Source organism: Nonomuraea sp. NPDC049152, assembly GCF_040648355.1.
In the GTDB taxonomy this organism is placed as follows: Bacteria; Actinomycetota; Actinomycetes; order Streptosporangiales; family Streptosporangiaceae; genus Nonomuraea.
In genome coordinates this window covers 92,196-114,281 of sequence record NZ_JBEZDO010000029.1, presented here as the reverse complement: position 1 = coordinate 114,281, position 22,086 = coordinate 92,196, and the positions used below count along the sequence as shown (strand labels likewise).

The following is a 22,086-nucleotide window of genomic DNA, read 5'->3' as shown; positions in this document are numbered from 1 at the left end:
CTGGTGCGGCGGGCGGCTCAGGGGTCGAGGACCTCGGGGCTTTGTGTGCCCGAGCCGCGACGCCAGCCAGTAGCGGGCGGATTTCGTGCGGGGTTCGGGGTCGTCAGGGGTCGCGGGGGAGGCCGAGGGCGCGTTCGGCGACGATGTTGAGCTGGACCTCGGTAGTCCCTCCGCCGATCGTGAACGCGCGCGTCGTCAGGATCATCCGGTTCCAGTGCGGATCGGCCGGCGCCAGCGACCAGCAGAACTCCGAGATCGCCTGCGCGTGCCGCATCCCCAGTAGCTTGCGCACGCTGGAGGCGGTCCCCGAGTCCGTCCCCGCCAGTTGCGACAGCGTCACCCGCAGTCCCAGCGCCGAGATCGCCTGCCCCTCGGCCCAGAGCCGTCCCGCCTGCTCGAGCTGTGCCTGCCGCAGGCGGGGCAGGCGCTGGACGAGCTTCACCATGTCCGTGTGCTGCGACCCGGGGCCCCAGGAGTCCCCGAGCGCCACCCTCTCGTGCGACAGCGTGTCGCGGGCGACCCGCCAGCCGCCGTCCACCTCACCGACGACCAGGTCGTCGGGCACGAACACGTCGTCGAGGAAGACCTCGTTGAAGATCTCCTCTCCGTTGATCTCCTTCAACGGCCGTACGGTCACCCCTGGCGATGACATGTCCACCAGGAAGTACGTGATCCCGTCGTGCTTCGGTTTGCCGGGCGAGGTGCGGGCCAGGCAGATGCCCCAGTGCGCGTACTGCGCGAGCGACGTCCAGATCTTCGACCCGCTGATCGACCAGCCGCCCTCCACCCGCACCGCTTTGGTCGACAGCCCCGCCAGGTCCGAGCCCGCTCCCGGCTCGCTGAACAGCTGGCACCACACGATCTCGCCGGTGAACGTCCTGGGCAGGAAACGGTCCTGCTGCTCGCGCGTGCCGTACCGGACGATGGACGGCACCGCCCACGCGGCGATGCCGAGGTTGGGCCGCCCGAGCCCCTTGAACTCCTGATAGATGATCACCTGCTCCAGCGGCGAGGCGGCGCGTCCCCACGGCTCGGGGAGGTGGGGCATGATCCAGCCCTCGCGTGCGAACCTGCCCAGCCTGGCCGGCGGTTCCTCCCGTGCCAGACCCTCGGCGAGCGTCCTGATCTCCTCGCGCAGCGGGCCGGCCTCGGCGGGCAGGTCGGGTTCCATGGTCCTGCGCGCCCCGCCGATGGCCAGGTCCGCGACCTCCTCGGCCCACACGCCGGGGTCGCCGGTCAGCATGCGAAGCGACAGCGCGCGCCGGTAGTAGCGGTGGGCGTCGTGCTCGAAGGTGTAGCCGATGCCGCCCAGCACCTGGATCGCGTCGGCCGCGCACCGCACGGCCGCGTCGGGCCCGAGCACCGCCGCCACCCCCACCGCCAGCCGCACCGCCGGTTCGAGCGCCGCCGCAGCCTCCTCCGCAGCCTCCTCCGCGGCCTCCCGTCCTCTCGGCCCGAGCGTGCCGGGGAGACCCGTCGAATGCCGAGAGTCCTGCCCGGTGTCGGAGACGGAGGCGGAGGCGGGGGACTGGGTGCGGGTGGTGTCCGGGGTGCGGGTTGTGTCCAGGGCGCGGGCGGCGTCCCAGACGGCCGCGCGCGCCTCCTCCAGTGCCACCAGTGCCGCCGCGATCCGGTGCTTGACGCCCTGGAACTGCCCGATCGGCCGTCCGAACTGCTCGCGGACCTTCGCGTGGTCGGCCGCCGTGCGCACCGCCCACGCCGCCACTCCGCACGCCTCCGCGCCGAGCAGCACCGCGGCCAGTTCCCGCACCGGCACCGCGCCCAGCACCCGCGACGCGGGCACCTCCCACGAGCCCGGCGACTCCACCTGCCACAGCGGCCGCGACAGGTCGACGCCCTCGACGGCCGACGTCTGGACCGAGGCCCGATCCAGCACCGCCCACCCCGCCGCGACCGGCACCAGGAACACGTCGGCGTCCGGCGCGCCGAGCCCGAGCCCGTCCGGCGCGCCGAGCCCGTGACCGTCCAGCGCGACGGCGGCGGTGACCGTACCGTCGGCCAGGCCCGGCAGCAGCGAGCCGCACCGGCCCGACCACGTGATCGCCGCTGACGTCAGCACGGTGGACAGGAAGGGACCGGGGGCGAGCGCGGATCCCAGCTCCTCCAGCGCGACCGCGAGTTCGACCAGCCCGTACCCCTGCCCGCCCGCCGTTTCGGGCAGGTGCAGTCCCAGCACTCCCTGCGCCGCCAGCGCCCTGTGGGAGGCGTCACGCGCCACGAGCCCGCGCACGGACTCGGCCAGCGCTCTGTGTTCCTCGGTCAGTGCGATCGCCATGCGACCGAATCTAGAACCTTATTCGGTCGGTGGCCAGGGCCCTTCACAGGTTGATGATCGCGGCCTTCTCCCTGGTGTACTCCAGCACCGCGTCGTGGCCGTAGCCGCTATCCTTCACCCCGCCGAACGGCAGGCCCGGCGGCATCTGCCGGAAGGTGTTGACCCACACCGTGCCGCTCTCGAGGTCGCGCACGAACCGGTGGGCGCGGCCCAGGTCGCGCGTCCACACGCCCGCGGCCAGCCCGTAGGCGGAGTCGTTGGCGATGGCCAACGCCTCCTCGTCGCTCTCGAACGGGATGGCCACCGCGACGGGCCCGAAGATCTCCTCCTGGCAGACGCGCAGCGCGTTGTCGGTGGCGGTGTAGAGGGTCGGCGCGACCCAGTAGCCGCCCGGCAGCCCTGGCACCACCTCGGCGCCGGTCGTCCCGCCGAAGACCCGCTCGGCGCCCTCCTTCTCGGCGATCTCCAGGTAGGAGGCGACCCTTTCATACTGGCCCGCCGACACGATGGGGCCCATCGTGGTGCCCAGGTCGAGCGGATCGCCGAGTACGATGCCCGCGGCCGCCGAGGTGATCCGTTCGAGCATCTCGTCCCAGATGTCGCGGTGGAGCAGGATCCGCGACCCGGCCACGCAGACCTGCCCGGCGTTGCCGGTGAAGATGGAGTTGACGGTGACGCCCTCGGTGGCGGCGTCGAGGTCGGCGTCGGGGAAGACGATGTTGGGCGACTTGCCGCCGAGCTCGAAGGTGAGCGGCTTGATCCCCGCCGCCTGGGTGATCGCGATGCCGGTCTGCGTGGAGCCGGTCAGGCTGATCTTGTTGACGCCGGGGTGCCGTACGAGCGCCTCGCCCACGTCCTCGCCCATGCCGGAGACGAGGTTCAGCACGCCGGGCGGCAGCACCTCGGCCAGTAACTCGCCCAGGCGCAGCACGGAGGCGCTGGCCTGCTCGGCCGGTTTCACGATCACGGTGTTGCCCGCGGCCAGCGCGAAGGCGGCCTTGGCGGAGAACGTCGAGACGGGGGAGTTCCACGGGATGATCGCCAGCGCCACGCCGTACGGCTCCCGCCTGGTCAGCCCCAGGCTGTCGGGGCCGAGGATGACGGTGTCACCCTTGACGGCGTCGAGGACCTGCCCCGCGGCCAACTCCCACAGGAACCGCATGCCGGGCAGGTCCCTGTTAAGCGTGTCGCGAAGGATGCGGCCGTTGTCGCGGGTCTCGATCCTGGCCAGTTCCTCGGCGTGCTCGGCGAAGACCGCCGCGACCTTGCGCAGGAAGTGGGCCCTGCCCAGGGCGGGCATCGCCGACCACGAGGGCAGCGCCGCGCGGGCGGCCGCCACCGCGGCGTCGGCGTCGGCTTTCCCGCTGGCGGGGATCCGCGCCCAGACCTCGCCGGTGGCGGGGTTGACCGAGTCGAGGGTACGGCCGTCGGCCGCGGAGACGAGCCTGCCGCCGATGAGGTTGCGATACTCCATCACGCGACCAAGCATATGCTTGCTTGACGCGAGAGGGCTAGCGGCGCGGCGACCCGAACGTGAAGGCCAGGTTGACCAGGAAGACGCCGCCCCACACGACCATGTAGGTCAGCAGGCCGGACTCCCCGACGGTGAGCGCGACCGTGGCGATCGTGCCCATCACGATCGAGACGATCGCCAGCGACAGCCGCATGCCCGCGACGCTCTGCTGCTGCCTCAGCTCGCGCTTGGCCAGGCCCGCGTCGGCGGCCATGCGCTCGTCGACCCGCCGGTCGACCTCCTTGCCCATCTTGTCGAGGAAGGACTCGATGATGGAGTCCTCGAAGTCGGGTCCGAGGTCGTGGCGCGCCGCGACGGCCGCGCGCAGCTCATCGCCGTGAGGTGACGTCATGGATCGAGATATAACGCATCTTTCGGTCAGCGGGCAAGGATGTCATCAAGGTTGTACGAAATCGGCTTTTCGAGCTGCTCGTAGTTGCAGGATTCGGGCGTCCGGTCCGGCCGCCACCGCCGGAAGTGCGCGGTGTGCCGGAATCTGTCGCCCTCCATGCTGTCGTAGGCCACCTCGATCACCAGCTCGGGCCTGAGCGGGATGAACGACAGGTCCTTCTTGGCGCTCCACCGCGACACCGCCCCCGGCATCCGCTGGCCCCCGCTCGACGGGGTCGCCGCGGGCAGCCCGGTCCGCAGCAGCGCCTGGTCGGCCCACTCCCCCCACGGGTGCTCGCCCAGTTGGGCGAGGTACGGCTTGAGCTCCTCCACCAGCTCGGCCCTGCGCGCCATCGGGAAGGACGCGGCGACGCCGACGTGATGGAGCTTGCCGTCGGGGCCGTAGAGGCCGAGCAGCAGCGACCCGACGATCGGTCCCGTCTTGTGCTCGCGGTAGCCCGCGATCACCACGTCGGCGGTGCGCTCGTGCTTGACCTTGAACATCGTCCGCTTGTCCGGGACGTACGGCTGGTCGCCCGGCTTGACGATGATGCCGTCGAGCCCCGCCCCCTCGAACATCTCGAACCACTCGGCCGCCCGCTCGTCGCTGTCGGTCACCGGGGTGAGCCTGATCGAGCCGCCGGCCTCGGGAAAGAGCCCCTCGAGCCGCGCCCGCCGCTCGGCGAACGGTGTCGCCATCAGCGACTCCGACCCCAGTGCCAGCAGGTCGAAGGCCACGAACGAGGCGGGGGTCTGCTCGGAGAGCATCTTCACCCTGGAGGCGGCGGGGTGGATGCGCTGCTGCAGCGCCTCGAAGTCGAGCTCCTGCCCCCTGCGCAGCACGATCTCGCCGTCGACCACGCACTTGTCGGGCAGCTCGGCCTTGACCGCCTCGACCAGCTCGGGGAAGTAGCGCGTGAAAGGCCGCTCGTTGCGGCTGCCGAGGAACACCTCGTCGCCGTCGCGGAAGATGATGCAGCGGAAGCCGTCCCACTTCGGCTCGTAGAACAGCGAGCCGTTCTGCTTGGGCATGCCCTTGACCGCCTTGGCCAGCATCGGCGCCACCGGCGGCAGCACCGGCAGGTCAAGCTGGAGCTCGAGCTCGTCGTCCATGGCTACTCCCTGATGTATCGGCAGAAGAGGAAGCCCTCCTCCTCCAGCACCTGTGCCAGGCTCAGGCCGACCTGGGCCGCCTCGCCGTTTAGGATGCGCGCCGCGCCGCCGCCGATCAGCATCGGGCTCACCGACAGGCACAGCTCGTCGATCAACCCCGCGGCGGCCAGCTGGCCGTTGAGGCGCGGCCCGCCCTCGCACAGGATCCGGTCGAGCCCGCGCTCGCGCAGCGCCGCGACCGCCTGGCCGAGGTCGACCCTGTCGTCGCCCGCCACGATCACGTCGGCACGCTCGGCCGCCTCGGCACGGCGGTCCTGCGGCGCCGACGCGCATGTGATCACGATCGTCCGGGCGTAGGGCTCGGCGTCGGTGAACAGCGGGCTGCCCAGGTCGAGGTCGAGGCGCCGGGTCACCACGGCGATGGGCGGCGCGGCGGGGCGGCCCTCGCGCAGCGGCTGCCACGACTCCCTCGGCTTGGCCGGGCCGTACCCCTCTGTCCTGACCGTGGCCGCGCCCGCCATGACGACGTCGGACAGGCCGCGCAGGATCCCGAAGATCCGCCGGTCGCCCTTGCTGGACAGGCCGCCCGACAGCCCCTTGACCCAGGTGCCGCCGTCGGCGCTGGCGACCATGTTGACGCGTAGCCAAGGCCGCCGCTCGGGGTAGGCGTAGGCCTGTGAGATGTCTGGTTCGTCTGCTGTGTCGGGATGGATGCGACGCACTCCTCTACCTTGGCACACGCCACCGACGATCCGGGGTGAGGGGCGTTATAAGCAGTTTGATGTATCAGGGGACGTACGTGGCCCTTTGTGCATACCGTGGCGGCAGGGATGGGGACGCAGGGGAGGCCGGATGGATCTTGTCGCGGTCGCGGCGTGGGTGCTCAACGCTCTGATCGGCTTCTATCTGCTGTACCTGTGGCTGTCGGGGGGCGGCCTGCGGCAGCAGGCGACGAAGGTCACCCGCTTCCCCGTGACGTTGATCTTCTCCCACCCCGCGCTCGCGGTCTCCGCCCTGGCCTGCTGGGTGGCGCACCTGGTGACCGGGCAGCGGCTGCTGGCCTGGCTGGCCTTCGCAGTGCTGGGGGTCTCCGCGCTGCTGGGTTTCACGATGTTCACCAGGTGGCTCGGCGCCGGCCGCCACGCGAGGGGGGCCGAGCAGCGCTTTCCGCTGCTGGCCGTGCTGGCGCACGGGGTGGTGGGCGTGACCACGTTCGTCCTGGTGCTGCTGGCCGCCTCGTCGATCAGCTGAGCGCCGCCCCGGAGGCGACGGCCAGGCGGACGAAGGCCTCCACCAACGGGTCCCTGATGCCGTGCCGCCAGGCCAGTGCCACCGTCGTCGTCGGCGCGCCCGCCAGCCGCCGGTAGACCACGCCCGCGGGCCGTACCGAGCTCACCCCCGCGGGAGCGAGGCTCACGCCGAGACCGGCCGCGACCAGGCCTGCCACCGTCTGCCACTCCACCGCCCGCTGTGCCACCCTCGGCTCGAAGCCGGCCGCCCTGGCCAGCCCGAGCAGCCTGTCGTGGAAGCCGGGGCCGTGCTCGCGGGGGAAGAACACGAACGGCTCGGCGGCCAGGTCGGCCACCTCGATCCGCCGCCGCGACGCGAGGCGGTGGGCCGAGGGCAGCACGGCCACCACCTCCTCGGCCAGCAGCGGCACCACGTCCAGCCCCTCCGCCTCCCTTGTCTCGCGCAGCAGCCCGACGTCGATCCGCTCGCCGCGCAGCGCCTGGAGCTGCCGCGTGGTGGTCAGCTCGCGCATCTCCACCCGCACCCCCGGCCGCTCCCTGCCGAAGGCGGCGAGCACGCCGGGCACGACGGTGAGCGCGAGCGAGGCGGGGAACCCGACGCGCAGCCGCCCCGCCTCGCCGCGCCCCACCCGCCTGGCCCCCTCCAGCCCGTCGGCCACCTCGTCGAGCGCCCGCCTGGCCGCGGGCAGCAGCTCCGCGCCCACGGCCGTCAGCTCGCGGGCGGCCCTGTCGAACAGCGGATGGCCCACCCGCTCCTCCAGCCGCCTGATCTGCTGGCTGAACGGCGGCTGCGCGACGCCGAGGCGCTCGGCGGCCCTTCCGAAGTGCAGCTCCTCGGCCAGCACCACGAACGCGTGCAACTGCCTGAGGTCCAGCTCGGGGCGTTCCATATCTCCAGAGATATCAGGACCGCCCAGACGAAGTCTTGGACATATCGCTCAGACCCCTGTGAGGATGCACGCCATGACAGCACGCACGCTCATCTCCAGCGACTCGACGTTCGAGCACGCCATCGGCTACTCCCGCGCGGTCGTCGAGGACGGCTGGGTCTTCGTCTCGGGCACCACCGGCTTCGACTACGCGACGATGACCATCTCCGACGACGTGACCGAACAGGCGGCCCAGTGCCTGCGCAACATCGGCGACGCCCTCCACCGGGCGGGCTCGTCGCTGGCCGACGTCGTCAGGGTCACCTACATGCTGCCGGAGCCGGCCGACTTCGAGCCCTGCTGGCCCGTGCTCCGCCAGGCCTTCCACGAGGTACGGCCGGCCGCCACGATGATCGGCTGCCGCCTCGCCGACCCGCGCATGCGCATCGAGATCGAGGTCACCGCCCGCCTGCGCTAGAGGCTCGCCTGCTGGGGAGCGGGCATCGGGTGGCGGAGCACCTGGATGCTGCGCGCCGTGACCTCCACCCGCGCGCCCGGCGGCAACTGCTCGCCGGACAGCGCCTCGTCGCCCGGACCCTCGTCGTCGGTGTCGAGCACGGTGATCCACGAGTCGGCGAACTCCGCGCCGGGCAGCGTGAACGTCATGTCCTCGTGGTGGGCGTTGATCAGGAGCAGGAAGGAGTCGTCCACGATGCGCTCGCCGCGCGGCCCCGGCTCGGTGATGGCCTCGCCGTTGAGGTAGACGCCCATCGACTTGGCGTAGCCGGTGTGCCAGTCGCCGGCCGTCATCTCCGCGCCCGCGGGCGTGAGCCACACCAGATCGCGCTTGCCGTCGTCGGGCGTGCGGCCGCGGAAGAAGCGGCGGCGCTGGAAGACGGGATGCTCGCGGCGCAGCCTCGACAGCGAGCGGACGAAGTCGAGCAGGCTCTCCTCGGTGTGGGCCATCGACCAGTCGACCCAGGCGATCTCGTTGTCCTGGCAGTAGGCGTTGTTGTTGCCGCGCTGCGTGCGGCCCAGCTCGTCGCCGTGGGAGAGCATGGGCACGCCCTGCGACAGGAAGAGCGTGGTCAGGAAGTTGCGGCGCTGGCGGTGGCGCAGCCGGACGATCTCGGGATCCTCGACGGGGCCCTCGACGCCGCAGTTCCACGAGCGGTTGTCGTCGGTGCCGTCGCGGTTGTCCTCGCCGTTGTCCTCGTTGTGCTTGCGGTTGTAGGAGACGAGGTCGTTGAGGGTGAAGCCGTCGTGGCAGGTGACGAAGTTGATGGAGGCGACGGGGCGGCGGCCCGAGGAGGCGTACAGGTCGGCGGAGCCGGCCAGGCGGGAGGCGAACTCGGGCAGCGCCGACCCCGTGCCCCGCCAGAAGTCGCGCACCGAGTCGCGGTACTTGCCGTTCCACTCCGTCCACAAAGGCGGGAAGTTGCCCACCTGGTAGCCGCCGGGTCCGACGTCCCACGGCTCGGCGATCAGCTTGACCTGGGAGATCACCGGGTCCTGCTGGATGAGGTCGAAGAAGGCGCTCAGCCGGTCGACGTCGTGCAGCTCACGGGCCAGCGCGGAGGCCAGGTCGAAGCGGAACCCGTCGACGTGCATGTCGAGCACCCAGTAGCGCAGGGAGTCCATGATGAGCTGCAGCGCGTGCGGCGAGCGCACGTTGAGGCTGTTGCCGCAGCCGGTGTAGTCGAGGTAGTAGCGCCTGTCGCCGTCGTGCAGGCGGTAGTAGGCGCTGTTGTCGATGCCCCTGAAGCCGAGGGTCGGACCCATGTGGTCGCCCTCGGCGGTGTGGTTGTAGACCACGTCGAGGATCACCTCGATGCCCGCCTCGTGCAGCGCCCGCACCATCGCCTTGAACTCCAGCACCTGCTCGCCGCGCTGGCCCGCGCTGGAGTAGGCGCCGTGCGGGGCCAGGTAGGCCATCGTGTTGTAGCCCCAGTAGTTGGTCAGCCCTCGGGCCACGAGGAAGTGCTCGGGCACGAAGTGGTGCACCGGCATCAGCTCGACCGCGGTGACCCCGAGCGAGAGCAGGTGGTCGATGACCGCGGGGTGCCCGATGCCCGCGTAGGTGCCGCGCTGCTCCTCGGGGACCGCGGGGTGCCGCATGGTGAGCCCGCGCACGTGCGCCTCGTAGATGACCGTCTCGTGGTACGGCGTGTGCGGCGGCCGGTCGTTGCCCCACTCGAAGAACGGGTTGATGACCACGCTCTTCGGCATGTAGGGGGCGCTGTCGACCGTGTTGATCTTGGAGGGGTCGGTGAAGTGGTAGGGGAAGACCGCCTCGTTCCAGCGCAGCTCGCCCTCGATCGCTTTGGCGTAGGGGTCGAGCAGCAGCTTGGCGGGGTTGGAGCGGTAGCCGTGCGACGGGTCGTAGGGGCCGTGCACGCGGTAGCCGTACCGCTGACCAGGGGTGATGCCCGGCAGGTAGCCATGCCAGACGAAGCCGTCGACCTCGGGCAGGTCGAGGCGCTCTTCGGAGCCGTCGTCGTCAAACAGGCACAGCTCGACTCGCTCGGCGACCTCGGAGAACACCGCGAAGCTGGTTCCAACGCCATCCCAGGTGCCGCCGAGTGGATAGGGCTCGCCCGGCCAGACCTCTCGCATGTGGCCCAATTGTCGCACGTGTCCGCCTTTCCGTCGCTATGGCGACTGCACGATCCGACCCGGAGCCCCCGCTCCAGGTGTGCCGTCGCCGTTCCGCTCTGGGGATCGGGGAGATCCCTATGCTCTGAACCCCGCGCCCGAGCGGGGGCGCGGGGTCGACGTCGACCGGGAGGGGTCAGCCGAGCAGCTCGGCGTTGAGCGAGATGGTGGTGCCCGTCAGCGCCTTGCTGACCGGGCAGTTGGCCTTCGCCGTCTCGGCCGCCTCCTGGAACTGCTCGGCGGTGAGTCCCGGCACCTGGGCCCGTACGGTGAGCACGATGCCCGTGATGCCCTCGCCCGGCTGGAACGTCACGTCGGCCTTGGTCTCCACCGTCTGCGGCGGGGTGCCCGCCTGCGCGAGCCCGTGGGACAGGGCCATCGAGAAGCAGGAGGAGTGGGCGGCGGCGATGAGCTCCTCGGGGGAGGTCTTGCCGTTGGCCGCCTCGGCCCGCGAGGGCCAGGAGACGTCGAAGGTGCCGACGCCCGAGGTGTCGAGCGAGACCTGGCCTGAACCGTCGAGCAGGGCGCCCTTCCACTGCGTGGTGGCGGTACGAGTGGTCGCCATGGCGATGTCCTTTCGCTGGAAAGCCCCAACATATCCCGCTGGTGTCCCTTGATCGCCCGCGCCCGGCGGGTGGTCGCGGACCCTGCACGCGGCTCGCGCGCAGGGGCGGATCAGGCGCAGCCGCGCGAGGACCGCGTGCTGAGACAGGCCCAGTCGAGCCCGCCGACCGGTCTGCGCGCGCCCCGGGGCAGCGTGTCGGCGCTGCCGGTGTCGGGCCGGAAGACCTTCACGGTCGTCCCTTCGCGGGCGCCGCGCAGCAGCAGGTCGCCCGTGTGGTTGTTGTGCGTCGAGCCGAACCGGCCGAGGCGCAGGTCGACCCACCTGTCCTTGCCGCTGAGCACCCACTGGGTGCCCTGGTAGCGCGAGCGGGCCCAGAAGCAGGCCACGCCGGAGTCACAGTCGCCGAGCCCGTCGAAACTCTCGCACGTCGAGGGGAAGACGTTGACGCTCAGCGCGCCGCCGTCGTAGGAGACGGTGTTGGAGTCGACTCTGGTGCCGCCGGGATGGCGGGCCAGCTGCGCCGCGATCTCCCTGTCGCTGTCGACCGCGCACTGGTCGGGCCGCGCCGGCGCGTGGCCCTCGGCCGCGTGGCCCGTCGGAGCCGGCAGGCAGGCGACGAACAGCACGGTCGCCACGGTGAGTCCGATGCGCACACGCGGTCCTTACGTCGGGTGACAAGTGGCCACCGGAACGTTAGCGTGTGATCGCTCTCCGTGACATCTCCTCGGCGAAACTCGCCCGGCGACTCCACCACGCCCAGGTGCGGCGCACCGGCGGCGTGGCGGAGTCACGTGCCGCGCGCTCAGCCCTCCAGGGTCCTGCGGGCCTCCTCGGCCACCTCTCGGGCGTAGTCGTCGTCGCTGCCGGCCAGTACCCGCTCGATCCCCCGCGCGGCCCTGTCGTCCTTGCGCAGCGCGAGCCCGCGGGCCGCCTCCGCCACGGTGTGCAGGTCGCCGTCGTCCAGCCTGGCCGCGAGGGCCTCGCGGATCTCCGAGGTGTCGGCGTCGAGGTTGGCGATGCCCGTGGTCGCCCAGTCGCGGACCTCCTCCTCGTCGTCCCGCGACATCTCGACCAGCAGTGACAGCCCCTCGCTCCAGAGGTCGCGCTCCACGCCGGCCTCCGGCTCCCCGCGCAGCAGCTCGGGGTCGCCGGGCAGCACGTCGGCCAGCGCGATCGCGTCCGTCATCGTCCGCTTGTGCTCCGGGCGCGCGATGATGTCGAGCACCTGGGGCAGCGCCCTGTGGTCGCCCTGGTGGCCGAGCGCCGCCAGCACCGACCGCAGTACCTGCGAGTTGCCCTCGGTCGTGGCCATCTTGCGCAGCAGGGGCAGCGTCCGCTCCAGGTACGGCTTGTCGCCGTCCTCGGTGATCCCGTACTGCGCGATGGCGTCCACGCCGAACTCGCGCTCGCGGGCGTCCTCGCTGACGCACAGCCTGGACAGCGCCTCGTAGGTCTCGTCGTCGCCGCGCTTGCCGAGGGTGTCGGCGACGATCCACCACGTCTCGGCGTCCTCGTCGGTGTCGCGGTGCGCCAGCGCCCTGGCGACCAGCTGGTCGACGGGGATGTAGACGCCCTCGGCCTCCTCCAGCAGCGTGGCGATCGCCGCGTGGCCGCGCTGCGCCTGGATCTGCTCGCGCTCCTCGCCGTCGGGCGACTGCCCCGCCACCGTGACCAGCTCGGTGCCGTCCTTGGCGTACTGCCGGGCCACGACGTACTCCCAGCCCTCCTGCCCGATCTGGTCGAGCAGCGCGCTCTCCAGGTGGACGCCCACCCAGTCGACCGCGATGTCGAGCGGGGTGTCGCCGTCGGCGTCGGACTTCTCGACGTCGGCGCCCGCCTCCAGCAGCACCCGCACCACGCCGAGCGCGCCACGCCGCGCGGCCAGCGTCAGCGGGGTGTCACCGTCGTCGTTGGCCGCGTCCACCTCCGCGCCCGCCCCGATGAGCGCCTCGGCGGTCTCGGAGTGGCCGTTGGCCGCCGCCCACGCCAGCGCCCGCCAGCCGCCGTTCTCCCGGCCGTTGACGTCGGCGCCCCCGGCCAGCAGCGCCCCGGCCACGGCCACGCGGTCCCACGCGGCCGCCGCGCACAGCGGGAGTCCCTCCTCCTCGCCCTGGCTGACCACGTTGGGGTCGGCTCCTGCGGCCAGCAGCTCGGCCACGGTCTCCAGGTCGCCGTTCAACGCCGCCCGGTAGAGCTGTTCCTCATGCATGACAGGACCCTAGCGTCTCCGGTTGAGCGCCCGGCTCCAGTGGAGCGGGATGTCGGTCCTCCGCAAGTCCGGCAAAACGCGATATGTTGCGACTATGAGTGATCCGGGGGGACTGCGCGCCTCAGACGTCGAAAGGGAGGCCGTCGTCGAGCGGCTGCGTGTGGCCTCGGTCGAGGGCAGGCTGACGCTGGTCGAGCTGACCGACAGGACGGAGGCCGCCTACAAGGCGACCACGCACGCCGAACTGGCCCTGATCACCCAGGACCTGCCCGCCGGGGGCATGGCGGCGCCCGCTCCCGCCGAGGCGCCCTCGCGCAAGCGGCGCTGGTTCGTGGCGATCATGGGGGACACCAAGCGTCGCGGCAAGTGGCGGATCGACCAGGAGCTCGGCGCCGTGGCCGTGATGGGCGACGTCGTGCTCGACCTGCGCGAGGCGGAGGTCCGCACGAACACGATCGACGTCACGGCGGTCTCCGTCATGGGCGACGTCAAGATCATCGTTCCCGACGGCGTGGACGTGGACCTCGACGGCATGGCCATCATGGGCGACAAGAAGGTCGACGTGCTGGAGGCCGCGCCCGGCATGAACGTCCCCGTGGTGCGGGTGCACGCCTACGCCGTCATGGGCGATGTGAAGGTCGTCGGCGACTCGCGGGCCAAGCCGATCAAGCGCGGCTGGGCGGCGTGGCGCGAGCACCTCGGGCTCGGCCACGAGCAGACGTGGGGCGAGCAGCGTGGTCTGGGCCGCGACTGACATCCGGCGCGGCGCGTCCGCCGCGCCGGATCAGGCCGAGGCCATGGCGGTATCGGCCGTCAGCGCGAGCTCGTAGCGTTCCAGCAGCACCTCGACCAGTTCGGGCGCGGGGCCGAGCACGTCCGCGACGACGTCGGCGCCGGCGCTCCGCCGTACCTTGTCGGCGAAGAACCCCGGAGCCAGCAGGTACGGCGCGACGGCCACGCGCGGCGCTCCGGCGGCCCGCAGCGCCGCGACCGCCTCGGCCGGGGTGGGTCCCGCGGCGGAGGCGTAGGCGGGCGTCACGGCCCACCACCCCGACCGCTCGCCCCACGATCGCGCGAGTTCGGCGACGACGGCGTTGGCGCGGGCGTCGCTCGAGCCCGCGGACACCAGCACGACGGCCGTGCCGGAGTCGCCGGCGACGACCCCCGCCTCCGCCATGCGCCGCTCGAGCGCGTCGAGCAGCAGCGGGTGCGGGCCGAGCGTCGTGCCGTAGCGCACGCGCAGGCGCGCGTCGCGGGCGCGCGCCTCGGCGAGCGCGGCGGGCAGGTCCACCCTGCTGTGGTAGGCCTCGGTCAGCAGCAGCGGCAGCACGACCGCCTCGCGCAGCCCGCACAGCGCCTGGGCGAGCGTGGGCGGGCCGTGATCCAGATAGGCCGAGCGGACGGGCAGCTCGGGCCGCGCCTGCCTGACCCTGTCGAGCAGCGCCTCCACGGTCGCGGCGGCGCGCGGGTCGCGTGACCCGTGCGCCACCGCGACCAACGGGATCGCGCCCCTGCCAAGGCGCGTCCCCTCACCCGCCGGATGCCGACCGGCGGAGGCCACGGACGCCGAGATCAGAGGTGAATGCCGCATTCGGTCTTCCCCATGCCCGCCCAGCGGCCGCTGCGCGGGTCCTCCCCGTCGGCGACCTGGCGGGTGCAGGGAGCGCAGCCGATCGACGGGTAGTTGTCGTAGTGCAGCGGATTGATCAGAACGCCGTTGTCGGCCATGTAGTTGTCGACGTCGTCCTGCGTCCACCTGGCGATCGGGTTGACCTTGACCATCTGGCGCTTGGCGTCCCACTCCACGACCTTGGTGCCCGTGCGCGTGCGCGACTCGTCGCGGCGGATGCCGGAGATCCAGGCCAGGTACGGCTCGAGCGCCCTGTTCAGCGGCTCCACCTTGCGCAGGTAGCAGCACAGGTCGGGATTGCGGCCGAACAGGCGGGGGCCGAGGTCGCGTTCCTGTTCCTCGACCGTCCGCGAAGGCTGCACGTTGATCACATTGACGTCATAGACCTGCTGGACCGCGTCACGGGTGCCGATCGTCTCGGCGAAGTGATAGCCCGTGTCGATGAACAGGACGTCAACGCCCGGCTTCACCCTGCTCACCAGATCGATCAGCAGGGCGTCGCTCATGGAGGAGGTCAGGCACAACCGGTCGCCGAACGTCGCGGCCGCCCAGCGGATGATCTCCCTGGCGGGCGCGTCCTCCAGGAACACGGCGGCGGACTCGACAATGGACTGCAGGTCGAGCGTGCCGCGCTGTTCTCTTAACGTCACCTCGATGTCCACGAGCGTCATATCTTCACTCCGATCCCGAGAAACTTCAGCTTGAAGGCGCGGGCGCACGCCCTGCAGTACCAGCCGCCGTCGCCCTCGTACGGCTCCAGGTCCTCGTCACCGCAGTAGGGGCAGTGGAAGGGGACCGCGCGCTCGCTCATTTGAGGTCCCCCTCGTCGGCTCGCTGGACCCAGTCGGAGAACGACTCGCCGTCCTTCTTCTGGTCCTCGAAGTGGGTCAGGACCCGCTCGACGTAGTCGGGCAGCTCCTCGGCCGTGGTCTTCAGGCCACGGACCTTCCGGCCGAAGCCCGGGTTGACGCCGAGCGAGCCGCCCAGGTGGATCTGGAAGCCCTCGACCTGCTCGCCCTGGTCGTTGACGACCAGCTGGCCCTTCAGGCCGATGTCGGCGACCTGGATGCGGGCGCAGGAGTTCGGGCAGCCGTTGACGTTGATGGTCAGCGGCTCGGCGAAGGTCGGCAGCCGCTTCTCCAGCTCGTCGATCAGGTGGGAGGCGGTGGCCTTGGTCTCGACGATGGCCAGCTTGCAGTACTCGATGCCGGTGCACGCCATCGTCTGGCGGCGGAAGGTGGACGGGGTGACCTGCAGGTCGTTGGCCTCGAGCGCGGCCACGAGCGAGTCGACCTGGTCGGGCGCCACGTCGAGGATGACCATCTTCTGCTCGACGGTCGTGCGGACCCTCGCCGAGCCGTGCCGCTCGGCCAGGTCGGCGATCAGGTGCAGCTTGTCGCCGTCGACGCGGCCGACCCTCGGCGCGAAGCCGACGTAGAAGTTGCCGTCCTTCTGCGGGTGGACGCCCACGTGGTCGCGGCGGCTGTCGCGCGGCTGGACCGGAGCGGGCCCGTCGGGCAGGTCCTCCTTGAGGTACTCCGTCTGGAGCACGTCGCGGAACTTCTCCGCGCCCCAGTCGTTGACCAGGAACTTGATCCTGGCCCTGTGCCGGAGCCTGCGGTAGCCGTAGTCGCGGAAGATGCCGATCACGCCGCCGTAGACGTCGCCCACCTGGTCAGGGCGGACGAACACGCCGATCCGCTTGCCGAACATCGGGTTGGTGGACAGGCCGCCGCCCACCCACAGGTCGTAGCCCTTCTCGCCCTGCTCGTTGACGACCCCGACGAAGGCCACGTCGTTGATCTCGTGCACCGTGCAGTGCGCCGGGCAGCCGGAGATCGCCGTCTTGAACTTGCGCGGCAGGTTGGAGTAGGCAGGATCGCCGATGAAGCGGTCGTGCACCTCGCGGATCTGCCCGGTGGCGTCGAGCACCTCCTCGGTGTCGATGCCGGCCAGCGGGCAGCCGAGGATCACGCGCGGCGTGTCTCCACAGGCCTCGGTCGTCGACAGGCCGACCGCCTCCAGGCGCTCCCAGATGTCGGGCACCGCCTCGATCTCGATCCAGTGGTACTGGATGTTCTGCCGGTCGGTGAGGTCGGCGGTGCCCCTGCCGTACAGGTTGGAGATGTCGGCGAGCACCCGCAGCTGCTCGATGCTCAACTGGCCGCCGTCGATGCGGACGCGCAGCATGAAGTAGCGGTCGTCCAGCTCCTCCGGCTCGAGGATGGCGGTCTTGCCGCCGTCGATGCCGGGCTTGCGCTGGGTGTACAGGCCGTACCAGCGCATGCGTCCACGCAGGTCGGCCGGGTCGATGGAGTCGAAGCCGCGCTTGGAGTAGATGTCGATGATGCGCTGGCGAACGTTCAGCCCGTCATCGTTCTTCTTGTTCTCCTCGTTCTTGTTCAGCGGCTCGCGATAACCGAGAGCCCACTGACCTTCGCCGCGCGGGCGCTTGTGATGCCGGCTGGCAGGGGTGGTCATAGCGCGTCCTTTGAGTCGTGGGCGCGCGCCGGCCTCCTCCTGCCTCATCGTCGAGTGCAGGGGACCGGGGTGTGCGACGCGCGCGTCGTTTCAGAGAGAAAACGGGGAAGAATTAGCGGGCGTCGCTACAGATGGCACTACGGACACGCTGAAGGTCGACGTGACGTCGCACGACGAGCATCGGGTCCGCTGGCATACCTCGAACCATACCTCGGTGGTCTGGCATGTCCAAGACCGGGTCCACAGTCTGGACGATCTAGCCCTGCCTGGGCCAGTCGAGCTCGGACTCCTTGGGCGTCTCCGCGCTCTGGTGCTGGCAGTCGCACCATGATCCGCCGGGGCACTCCTCGTGGAGTTTGTCCTTGCACTTCTCGCAAATCACCTCTTGATTATTCACCGTGGACTTCTTCCCGACCTTGCTCGCAGACCTGCGCGCCGAGACCGCCGACCTGGAGGCGCTCCTGGACGGCGCCGACTGGGAGCTCCCCACGCCCGCCGAAGGATGGGCGATCCGCGACCAGGTCAGCCACCTGGCATGGTTCGACGAGGCGGCCGTCAGGGCCGTCACGGACCCCGGCTCCCTGCGGGAGGGGGTCAGCGAGAGCTTCGTCGACGACCTGGTGGCCGAGGCGCGCGCGCTGCCCGCGGCCGAGGTGCACGCGTGGTTCCGTAAGGCACGCGCCCGCATGCTGGGGCTCTTCGCCACGCTCGATCCTCGGCAGCGCGTGCCCTGGTACGGCCCGCCCATGTCGGCCGCCTCCTTCGTCACCGCCAGGCTGATGGAGACGTGGGCGCACGGCCAGGACGTCGCCGACGCGCTCGGCGTCGTCAGGACGCCCACCGCCAGGCTCAGGCATGTCGCCACGCTCGGCGTGCGCGCCATGCCGTACGGCTTCGCCGTCAGGGGCAGGCCCGTGCCCTCCGACCCCGTCCGGGTGGAGCTGGCGATGCCGGACGGCACCCCGTGGACGGCGGGCGCACCCGAAGCGCGGGACGTGGTGCGCGGGCCGATGCTCGACTTCTGCCTCCTGGTCACCCAGCGGCGGCACCTGGACGACCTGCGCCTGGAGGTGACGGGCGAGAGCGCGCGGGCGTGGATGGAGATCGCGCAGGCGTTCGCGGGGCCGCCGGGGAAGGGCAGGGCTCCCTCAGGGGAGATTCAGGGCGATTCCGGATGATCGTTTTAGGCGCGCGCTGACATGCTTTGACTATGCGGACCATTCTGAACGTCATCTGGCTGGTACTCGCCGGAGTATGGCTGGCGATCGGATACGTGATCGCCGGCGTCATCTGCTGCATCCTGATCGTCACGATCCCCTTCGGCATCGCCTCGTTCAGGATCGCCGCCTACGCGCTGTGGCCGTTCGGCAGGACCGTCGAGCGCGACCCCGACGCGGGCGCCCTGTCCACCATCGGCAACGTCATCTGGCTCGTCTTCGCAGGCTGGTGGCTCGCGCTCGGGCACGTGCTCACCGCCATCCCGCTGTTCGTCTCGATCATCGGGATCCCGCTGGGCGTGGCCAACATCAAGATGATTCCCGTCTCGCTGCTACCGCTCGGCGCGCGTATCGTCGAATCCTGACACGAGATCCGATTGTCACAGGTCATGCGGGGAAGTGACCTGTGACAGCGAATACCTTTGGTTGCCATGACGTCCACCGACGCACCGCCTCGCTCCAAACGGCGCGGGCCGCGGCTCAGCATGAGCCGCGCGAGGGAGCGGCTCAACTGGGTGCTGGACACCCGGTCGTGGGCCATCGTTCGCGCGTCCGTGGACGCCGGGGTCAACTACAGGGTCACCGGCCTGGCGGGTGAGGCCGCGTTCTTCGCCCTGCTGTCGCTCCCGCCGTTCGTGCTCGGCATCATCGCCGTCCTGGCCCAGCTCAGCTCGGTGCTCGGCCCCGACACCGTCGAGACCGTACGCGAGGAGGTGGAGAAGCAGGCGCACCTCATCTTCACCAACAACGCGATCGACCAGGTCATCAAGCCGCTGCTGGACGACGTGCTCAACAGCAACAACACCGTGCCGCTGATCTCGGTCGGCTTCCTGCTCGCGCTCTGGTCGGGATCGCGGGCCCTGTACGTCTACGTGGACCTCATCTCGGTGGCCTACGGCCTCGGCGAGGAACGCGGCATCATCCGCACCAGGCTGATGTCCTTCGGCCTCTACATCGTCGCCCTGCTCATCGGCGTCATCGTCATGCCGGTCATGCTGATCGGGCCCGACCTGCTGCGAGCGACGATCAAGGACTACGCGGTGCTGGTCGACGTCCTCTACTGGCCCGTCGTCATCATCGGCTCCGTGCTGTTCCTGACCATGCTCTACCACGTCAGCGTCCCCGTGCGGACCAAGTGGTACAGGGAGTTGCCCGGAGCGGTGCTCGCGCTGTTCCTGTGGCTGCTGTGCGCCATGGTGCTGCGGGCGGTCTTCGCCTCGTGGTTCTCGCCCGTCTCGGTGTACGGCTCGCTCGCCGCGCCCATCGCCGTGCTGCTGTGGCTCTACATCACCGCGCTCGCCGTGCTCATCGGCGCCATCCTCAACGCCGAGGTCGACCGGCTGTGGCCGGGGGAGGGGGCGACGAGGGCCAGCCGTGCGGCCTCCTGACATCCGATATCGTCTAGGACGTCGCGACTGGCGCATTGGGTGGTTGACCACCGGGGAGCGGAAGGGGCGAAGGCCGAGCGCCTGGGTCTTCGCACATTGTCAATGATGACAGGGGAGTCATGAGTTCTCTCGCCAACGTCGATCCGCAGCTCGCCGAGCTCATCCAGGCCGAGGAACGCCGCCAGGCCGACACCGTCAAGCTCATCGCGTCCGAGAACTACGTGTCCAAGGCGGTCCTCGAGGCCACCGGCACCGTTCTCACCAACAAGTACTCCGAGGGGTACGCGGGCAAGCGCTACTACGAGGGCCAGCAGGTCATCGACCAGATCGAGACCCTGGCGATCGACCGCGCCAAGTCGCTGTTCGGCGTCGAGCACGCCAACGTCCAGCCCTACTCGGGCTCGCCCGCCAACCTCGCCATCTACATGGCCTTCCTCAACCCGGGCGACACCGTCCTGGGCATGGGCCTGCCGTTCGGCGGCCACCTGACCCACGGCTGGTCGGTCAGCGCCACCGGCAAGTGGTTCAACCCGGTCCGCTACGGCGTGCGCCAGGACACCGGCCGTATCGACCTGGACGAGGTCCGCGCGCTGGCGCTGGAGCACCGGCCCAAGCTGATCTTCTGCGGCGGCACCGCGATCCCGCGCACGATCGACTTCGAGGGCTTCGCCTCGATCGCCAAGGAGGTCGGCGCGGTCCTGGCCGCCGACATCGCGCACATCGCCGGCCTCGTCGCGGGCGGCGCGCACCCGTCGCCCGTCGGCCACGCCGACGTGATCTCCACGACCACGCACAAGACGCTGCGCGGCCCGCGCGGCGCGATGCTGATGGCCTCCGCCGACGAGCACGCCACCGCGCTGAACAAGGCCGTCTTCCCCGGCCTGCAGGGCGGGCCGCACAACCACACCACCGCGGCGATCGCCGTCGCCCTGCACGAGGCGGCCCAGCCGTCCTTCCGCGAGTACGCCGCGCAGGTCGTCGCCAACGCCAAGGCGCTGGCCGAGGAGCTGTCGAGCCGCGGCTTCGACCTGGTCTCCGGCGGCACGGACAACCACCTGATCCTGCTCGACCTGACGCCCAAGGGCATCGGCGGCAAGCCGGCCGCCCAGGCCCTGGACAGGGCGGGTCTGGAGACCAACTACAACACGGTGCCGTTCGACACCCGCAAGCCGTTCGACCCGTCCGGCATCCGCATCGGCACGCCCTCCGTCACCTCGCGTGGCATGAAGGAGGCCGAGATGCGGCAGATCGGCGCGTGGATGGACGAGGTCGTCACCGCGCTGGCCAAGGGCGACGCCGAGGACGTGATCACCCGCGTGCACCATGAGGTCTCCGAGCTCACCGCGCAGTTCCCCGCGCCCGGTCTGTCCTAGATCCGGGTACGGCCGCCCCGCCGCACGTGGTGCGGCGGGGCTTGGCTACGCGCCCGTCGAGGCGCGGAACACCAGGCGGGTGGGGACGTGCAGCCGTCCCACCTCCTTCCCGGCGAGAATGTCGATCAGCGCGCCCGCCGCGACCGCTCCCCGCGCGGCGGCCTCCAGGCTGATCACGGTGAGCGGCACCTCCCAGTGCTTGTCCTCGGAGGTTTCGCACATCATCGTCACCCGCAGGTCGCCGGGGATGGACAGCCCGAGTCTCCTGGCCGCGGCCAGCAGTGCCTCGCCGTAGGTCTCGTTGAGGCCGTGGACCGCGTCGGGGCGGTCGGCGCCCGACAGCAGCCGCTCGGCGGCCACCTCGGGGACCTCGTCGGGCTGGAGCGCCTCGACGACCGGCGGGTTGCCCGTGGCCGCGCACCACTCGCGGTAGGCGGCGCCCGTGTCGAGGGTGTAGGAGTCGGCCTCGGTGCCGGTGAGCAGCGCGACGCGCCGCGATCCCGTGGCGCGCAGCCGGCCGAGCAACGTGCGCAGGCTGTCGTCGGCGTCGCTGTGGACGACGGGGACGTCGCCGTGGCCCGGGTCGAGCGGGGCTCCGTCGGCGACCACGGGGATGCCCCTGCGAAGGCAGTCGGCCAGGATCGCGTCGTTCGGTTCGGGATCGACCACGATCATGCCGTCGAGCGGGACCCGGCGGATCATCCCCGAGTCGGGCGCCGCGGGCACGACGACCAGGGCGTGCTCGCGTTCGACTGCCAGCATGGTGGCGCCGCCCGTGAACGCGGCGTAGTAGGGGCGGTAGGTGTGGCCCCAGTGCCGCGAGTCGAGGTGGACGACGGGAACGCCGATCACGCCGACCCTGCCGGAGGCCAGGCCGGCGGCGATCGGGTCGGGCTGGTAGCCGAGCTCCTGAGCGGCGGCGAGGACGATCGCCCTGGTCTTCTCGGAGACGCGGCCCTTGCCGCTGAGGGCGTGCGACACCGTCGTGATCGACAACCCGGTGGCGGTGGCGACGTCGCGGATACCGGCGCGTGAGCTCATGGCTTGATCCTATCGACGTTTGAGAAAACGTTTTGGCAACGCCCATTGACGCAGCCAAAGCGTTTTTGCAACCGTGGCGTACCCCAGAACCACTCA

General features: G+C 70.8%; 24 protein-coding genes and 1 riboswitch. Of the genes, 7 read left to right on the top strand and 17 right to left on the bottom strand.

Translation table 11 applies throughout. The features are described 5' to 3' along the window. Window positions 1-103: 103 nt before the first annotated feature. Genes AB0B45_RS39120 through AB0B45_RS39100 form a run of 5 tightly spaced genes read right to left on the bottom strand, consistent with a single transcriptional unit; the run spans window position 104 to window position 6,034 of the window. Window positions 104-2,296 (bottom strand): acyl-CoA dehydrogenase, encoded by a 2,193-nt coding sequence (locus tag AB0B45_RS39120; RefSeq protein WP_358141662.1) that lies wholly within the window; start codon window positions 2,294-2,296, stop codon window positions 104-106. A 43-nt stretch (window positions 2,297-2,339) separates the two neighbouring features. Further along, window positions 2,340-3,770, bottom strand: coding sequence for an aldehyde dehydrogenase family protein (locus AB0B45_RS39115; protein ID WP_358141720.1), 1,431 nt, complete (start codon window positions 3,768-3,770; stop codon window positions 2,340-2,342). 37 nt (window positions 3,771-3,807) lie between these two features. After that, complete coding sequence (locus AB0B45_RS39110) at window positions 3,808-4,161, bottom strand: hypothetical protein (protein ID WP_358141659.1); 354 nt, start codon at window positions 4,159-4,161, stop codon at window positions 3,808-3,810. A gap of 26 nt (window positions 4,162-4,187) precedes the next feature. Beyond that, on the bottom strand, window positions 4,188-5,312 hold the full coding sequence (locus AB0B45_RS39105) for an ATP-dependent DNA ligase (protein ID WP_358141657.1): 1,125 nt from the start codon (window positions 5,310-5,312) through the stop codon (window positions 4,188-4,190). Between the two features lie 2 nt (window positions 5,313-5,314). Next, window positions 5,315-6,034, bottom strand: a complete 720-nt coding sequence (locus AB0B45_RS39100) for a pyrimidine reductase family protein (protein ID WP_358141654.1) — start codon at window positions 6,032-6,034, stop codon at window positions 5,315-5,317. Window positions 6,035-6,164: 130 nt separating this feature from the next. On the opposite strand from AB0B45_RS39100, the gene AB0B45_RS39095 reads away from it, so the two are divergent. Further along, the gene (locus AB0B45_RS39095) at window positions 6,165-6,563 is read left to right on the top strand and encodes a hypothetical protein (protein WP_358141652.1); all 399 of its coding nucleotides are present in this window, start codon (window positions 6,165-6,167) and stop codon (window positions 6,561-6,563) included. On the opposite strand, the gene AB0B45_RS39090 is transcribed toward AB0B45_RS39095, so the two are convergent. Next, window positions 6,556-7,452 (bottom strand): LysR family transcriptional regulator, encoded by an 897-nt coding sequence (locus AB0B45_RS39090; RefSeq protein WP_358141650.1) that lies wholly within the window; start codon window positions 7,450-7,452, stop codon window positions 6,556-6,558. The two genes, AB0B45_RS39095 and AB0B45_RS39090, sit on opposite strands and share 8 nt — an antisense overlap. Window positions 7,453-7,525: 73 nt before the next feature. Here AB0B45_RS39090 and AB0B45_RS39085 point away from each other — a divergent pair, with 73 nt between their 5' ends. Continuing rightward, a complete protein-coding gene (locus AB0B45_RS39085; RefSeq protein WP_358141648.1) occupies window positions 7,526-7,909 on the top strand; it encodes a RidA family protein in 384 nt (127 codons plus the stop codon). On the opposite strand, the gene glgX is transcribed toward AB0B45_RS39085, so the two are convergent. From glgX to AB0B45_RS39065, 4 genes are all read right to left on the bottom strand, one after another. Continuing rightward, a complete protein-coding gene (gene glgX, locus AB0B45_RS39080; RefSeq protein WP_358141645.1) occupies window positions 7,906-10,047 on the bottom strand; it encodes a glycogen debranching protein GlgX in 2,142 nt (713 codons plus the stop codon). The genes AB0B45_RS39085 and glgX overlap by 4 nt on opposite strands. A gap of 175 nt (window positions 10,048-10,222) precedes the next feature. Continuing rightward, entirely contained in the window at window positions 10,223-10,651 is a 429-nt protein-coding gene (locus AB0B45_RS39075; protein WP_358141643.1) for an OsmC family protein, read from the bottom strand. A 110-nt stretch (window positions 10,652-10,761) separates the two neighbouring features. Next, window positions 10,762-11,304 carry a hypothetical protein gene (locus tag AB0B45_RS39070; RefSeq protein WP_358141640.1) on the bottom strand — a complete coding sequence of 181 codons (543 nt, stop codon included), beginning with the start codon at window positions 11,302-11,304 and terminating at the stop codon, window positions 10,762-10,764. A gap of 149 nt (window positions 11,305-11,453) precedes the next feature. Continuing rightward, on the bottom strand, window positions 11,454-12,860 hold the full coding sequence (locus AB0B45_RS39065) for an ankyrin repeat domain-containing protein (protein ID WP_358141637.1): 1,407 nt from the start codon (window positions 12,858-12,860) through the stop codon (window positions 11,454-11,456). 94 nt (window positions 12,861-12,954) lie between these two features. Between AB0B45_RS39065 and AB0B45_RS39060 the strand changes: the two genes are divergently transcribed. Further along, on the top strand, window positions 12,955-13,614 hold the full coding sequence (locus AB0B45_RS39060; protein WP_358141634.1) for a DUF1707 domain-containing protein: 660 nt from the start codon (window positions 12,955-12,957) through the stop codon (window positions 13,612-13,614). Between the two features lie 30 nt (window positions 13,615-13,644). Here AB0B45_RS39060 and AB0B45_RS39055 read toward each other — a convergent pair whose 3' ends face one another. The 6 genes from AB0B45_RS39055 to AB0B45_RS39030 all read right to left on the bottom strand — a co-directional run bounded on the left by AB0B45_RS39055 (window position 13,645) and on the right by AB0B45_RS39030 (window position 17,368). Then, the gene (locus AB0B45_RS39055) at window positions 13,645-14,451 is read right to left on the bottom strand and encodes a sirohydrochlorin chelatase (RefSeq protein WP_358141631.1); all 807 of its coding nucleotides are present in this window, start codon (window positions 14,449-14,451) and stop codon (window positions 13,645-13,647) included. After that, window positions 14,433-15,161 (bottom strand): phosphoadenylyl-sulfate reductase, encoded by a 729-nt coding sequence (locus AB0B45_RS39050; RefSeq protein WP_358141628.1) that lies wholly within the window; start codon window positions 15,159-15,161, stop codon window positions 14,433-14,435. The genes AB0B45_RS39055 and AB0B45_RS39050 overlap by 19 nt, the downstream gene beginning before the upstream one ends. Next, entirely contained in the window at window positions 15,158-15,301 is a 144-nt protein-coding gene (locus tag AB0B45_RS39045; RefSeq protein WP_185077756.1) for an Insertion element protein, read from the bottom strand. Before AB0B45_RS39045 ends, AB0B45_RS39050 begins: the two co-directional genes overlap by 4 nt. After that, window positions 15,298-16,971 (bottom strand): nitrite/sulfite reductase, encoded by a 1,674-nt coding sequence (locus tag AB0B45_RS39040; protein WP_358141625.1) that lies wholly within the window; start codon window positions 16,969-16,971, stop codon window positions 15,298-15,300. The genes AB0B45_RS39045 and AB0B45_RS39040 overlap by 4 nt, the downstream gene beginning before the upstream one ends. 112 nt (window positions 16,972-17,083) lie before the next feature. After that, a complete protein-coding gene (locus AB0B45_RS39035; protein ID WP_350655632.1) occupies window positions 17,084-17,167 on the bottom strand; it encodes a putative leader peptide in 84 nt (27 codons plus the stop codon). Window positions 17,168-17,227: 60 nt separating this feature from the next. Next, the gene (locus AB0B45_RS39030) at window positions 17,228-17,368 is read right to left on the bottom strand and encodes a hypothetical protein (protein ID WP_358141622.1); all 141 of its coding nucleotides are present in this window, start codon (window positions 17,366-17,368) and stop codon (window positions 17,228-17,230) included. Window position 17,369: 1 nt separating this feature from the next. On the opposite strand from AB0B45_RS39030, the gene AB0B45_RS39025 reads away from it, so the two are divergent. The 4 genes from AB0B45_RS39025 to glyA all read left to right on the top strand — a co-directional run bounded on the left by AB0B45_RS39025 (window position 17,370) and on the right by glyA (window position 20,949). Beyond that, entirely contained in the window at window positions 17,370-18,149 is a 780-nt protein-coding gene (locus AB0B45_RS39025) for a TIGR03084 family metal-binding protein (RefSeq protein WP_358141619.1), read from the top strand. Between the two features lie 32 nt (window positions 18,150-18,181). Beyond that, the gene (locus tag AB0B45_RS39020; protein WP_358141617.1) at window positions 18,182-18,553 is read left to right on the top strand and encodes a YccF domain-containing protein; all 372 of its coding nucleotides are present in this window, start codon (window positions 18,182-18,184) and stop codon (window positions 18,551-18,553) included. Window positions 18,554-18,619: 66 nt separating this feature from the next. Further along, window positions 18,620-19,576 carry a YihY/virulence factor BrkB family protein gene (locus tag AB0B45_RS39015; protein WP_358141614.1) on the top strand — a complete coding sequence of 319 codons (957 nt, stop codon included), beginning with the start codon at window positions 18,620-18,622 and terminating at the stop codon, window positions 19,574-19,576. A 17-nt stretch (window positions 19,577-19,593) separates the two neighbouring features. After that, a riboswitch (ZMP/ZTP riboswitch) is annotated at window positions 19,594-19,670 on the top strand. A gap of 25 nt (window positions 19,671-19,695) precedes the next feature. Further along, on the top strand, window positions 19,696-20,949 hold the full coding sequence (glyA, locus tag AB0B45_RS39010; protein WP_358141611.1) for a serine hydroxymethyltransferase: 1,254 nt from the start codon (window positions 19,696-19,698) through the stop codon (window positions 20,947-20,949). A gap of 45 nt (window positions 20,950-20,994) precedes the next feature. Here the strand turns inward: glyA and AB0B45_RS39005 are convergent, their stop codons facing one another. Continuing rightward, window positions 20,995-21,990 (bottom strand): LacI family DNA-binding transcriptional regulator, encoded by a 996-nt coding sequence (locus tag AB0B45_RS39005; RefSeq protein ID WP_358141608.1) that lies wholly within the window; start codon window positions 21,988-21,990, stop codon window positions 20,995-20,997. Window positions 21,991-22,086: the final 96 nt, after the last annotated feature.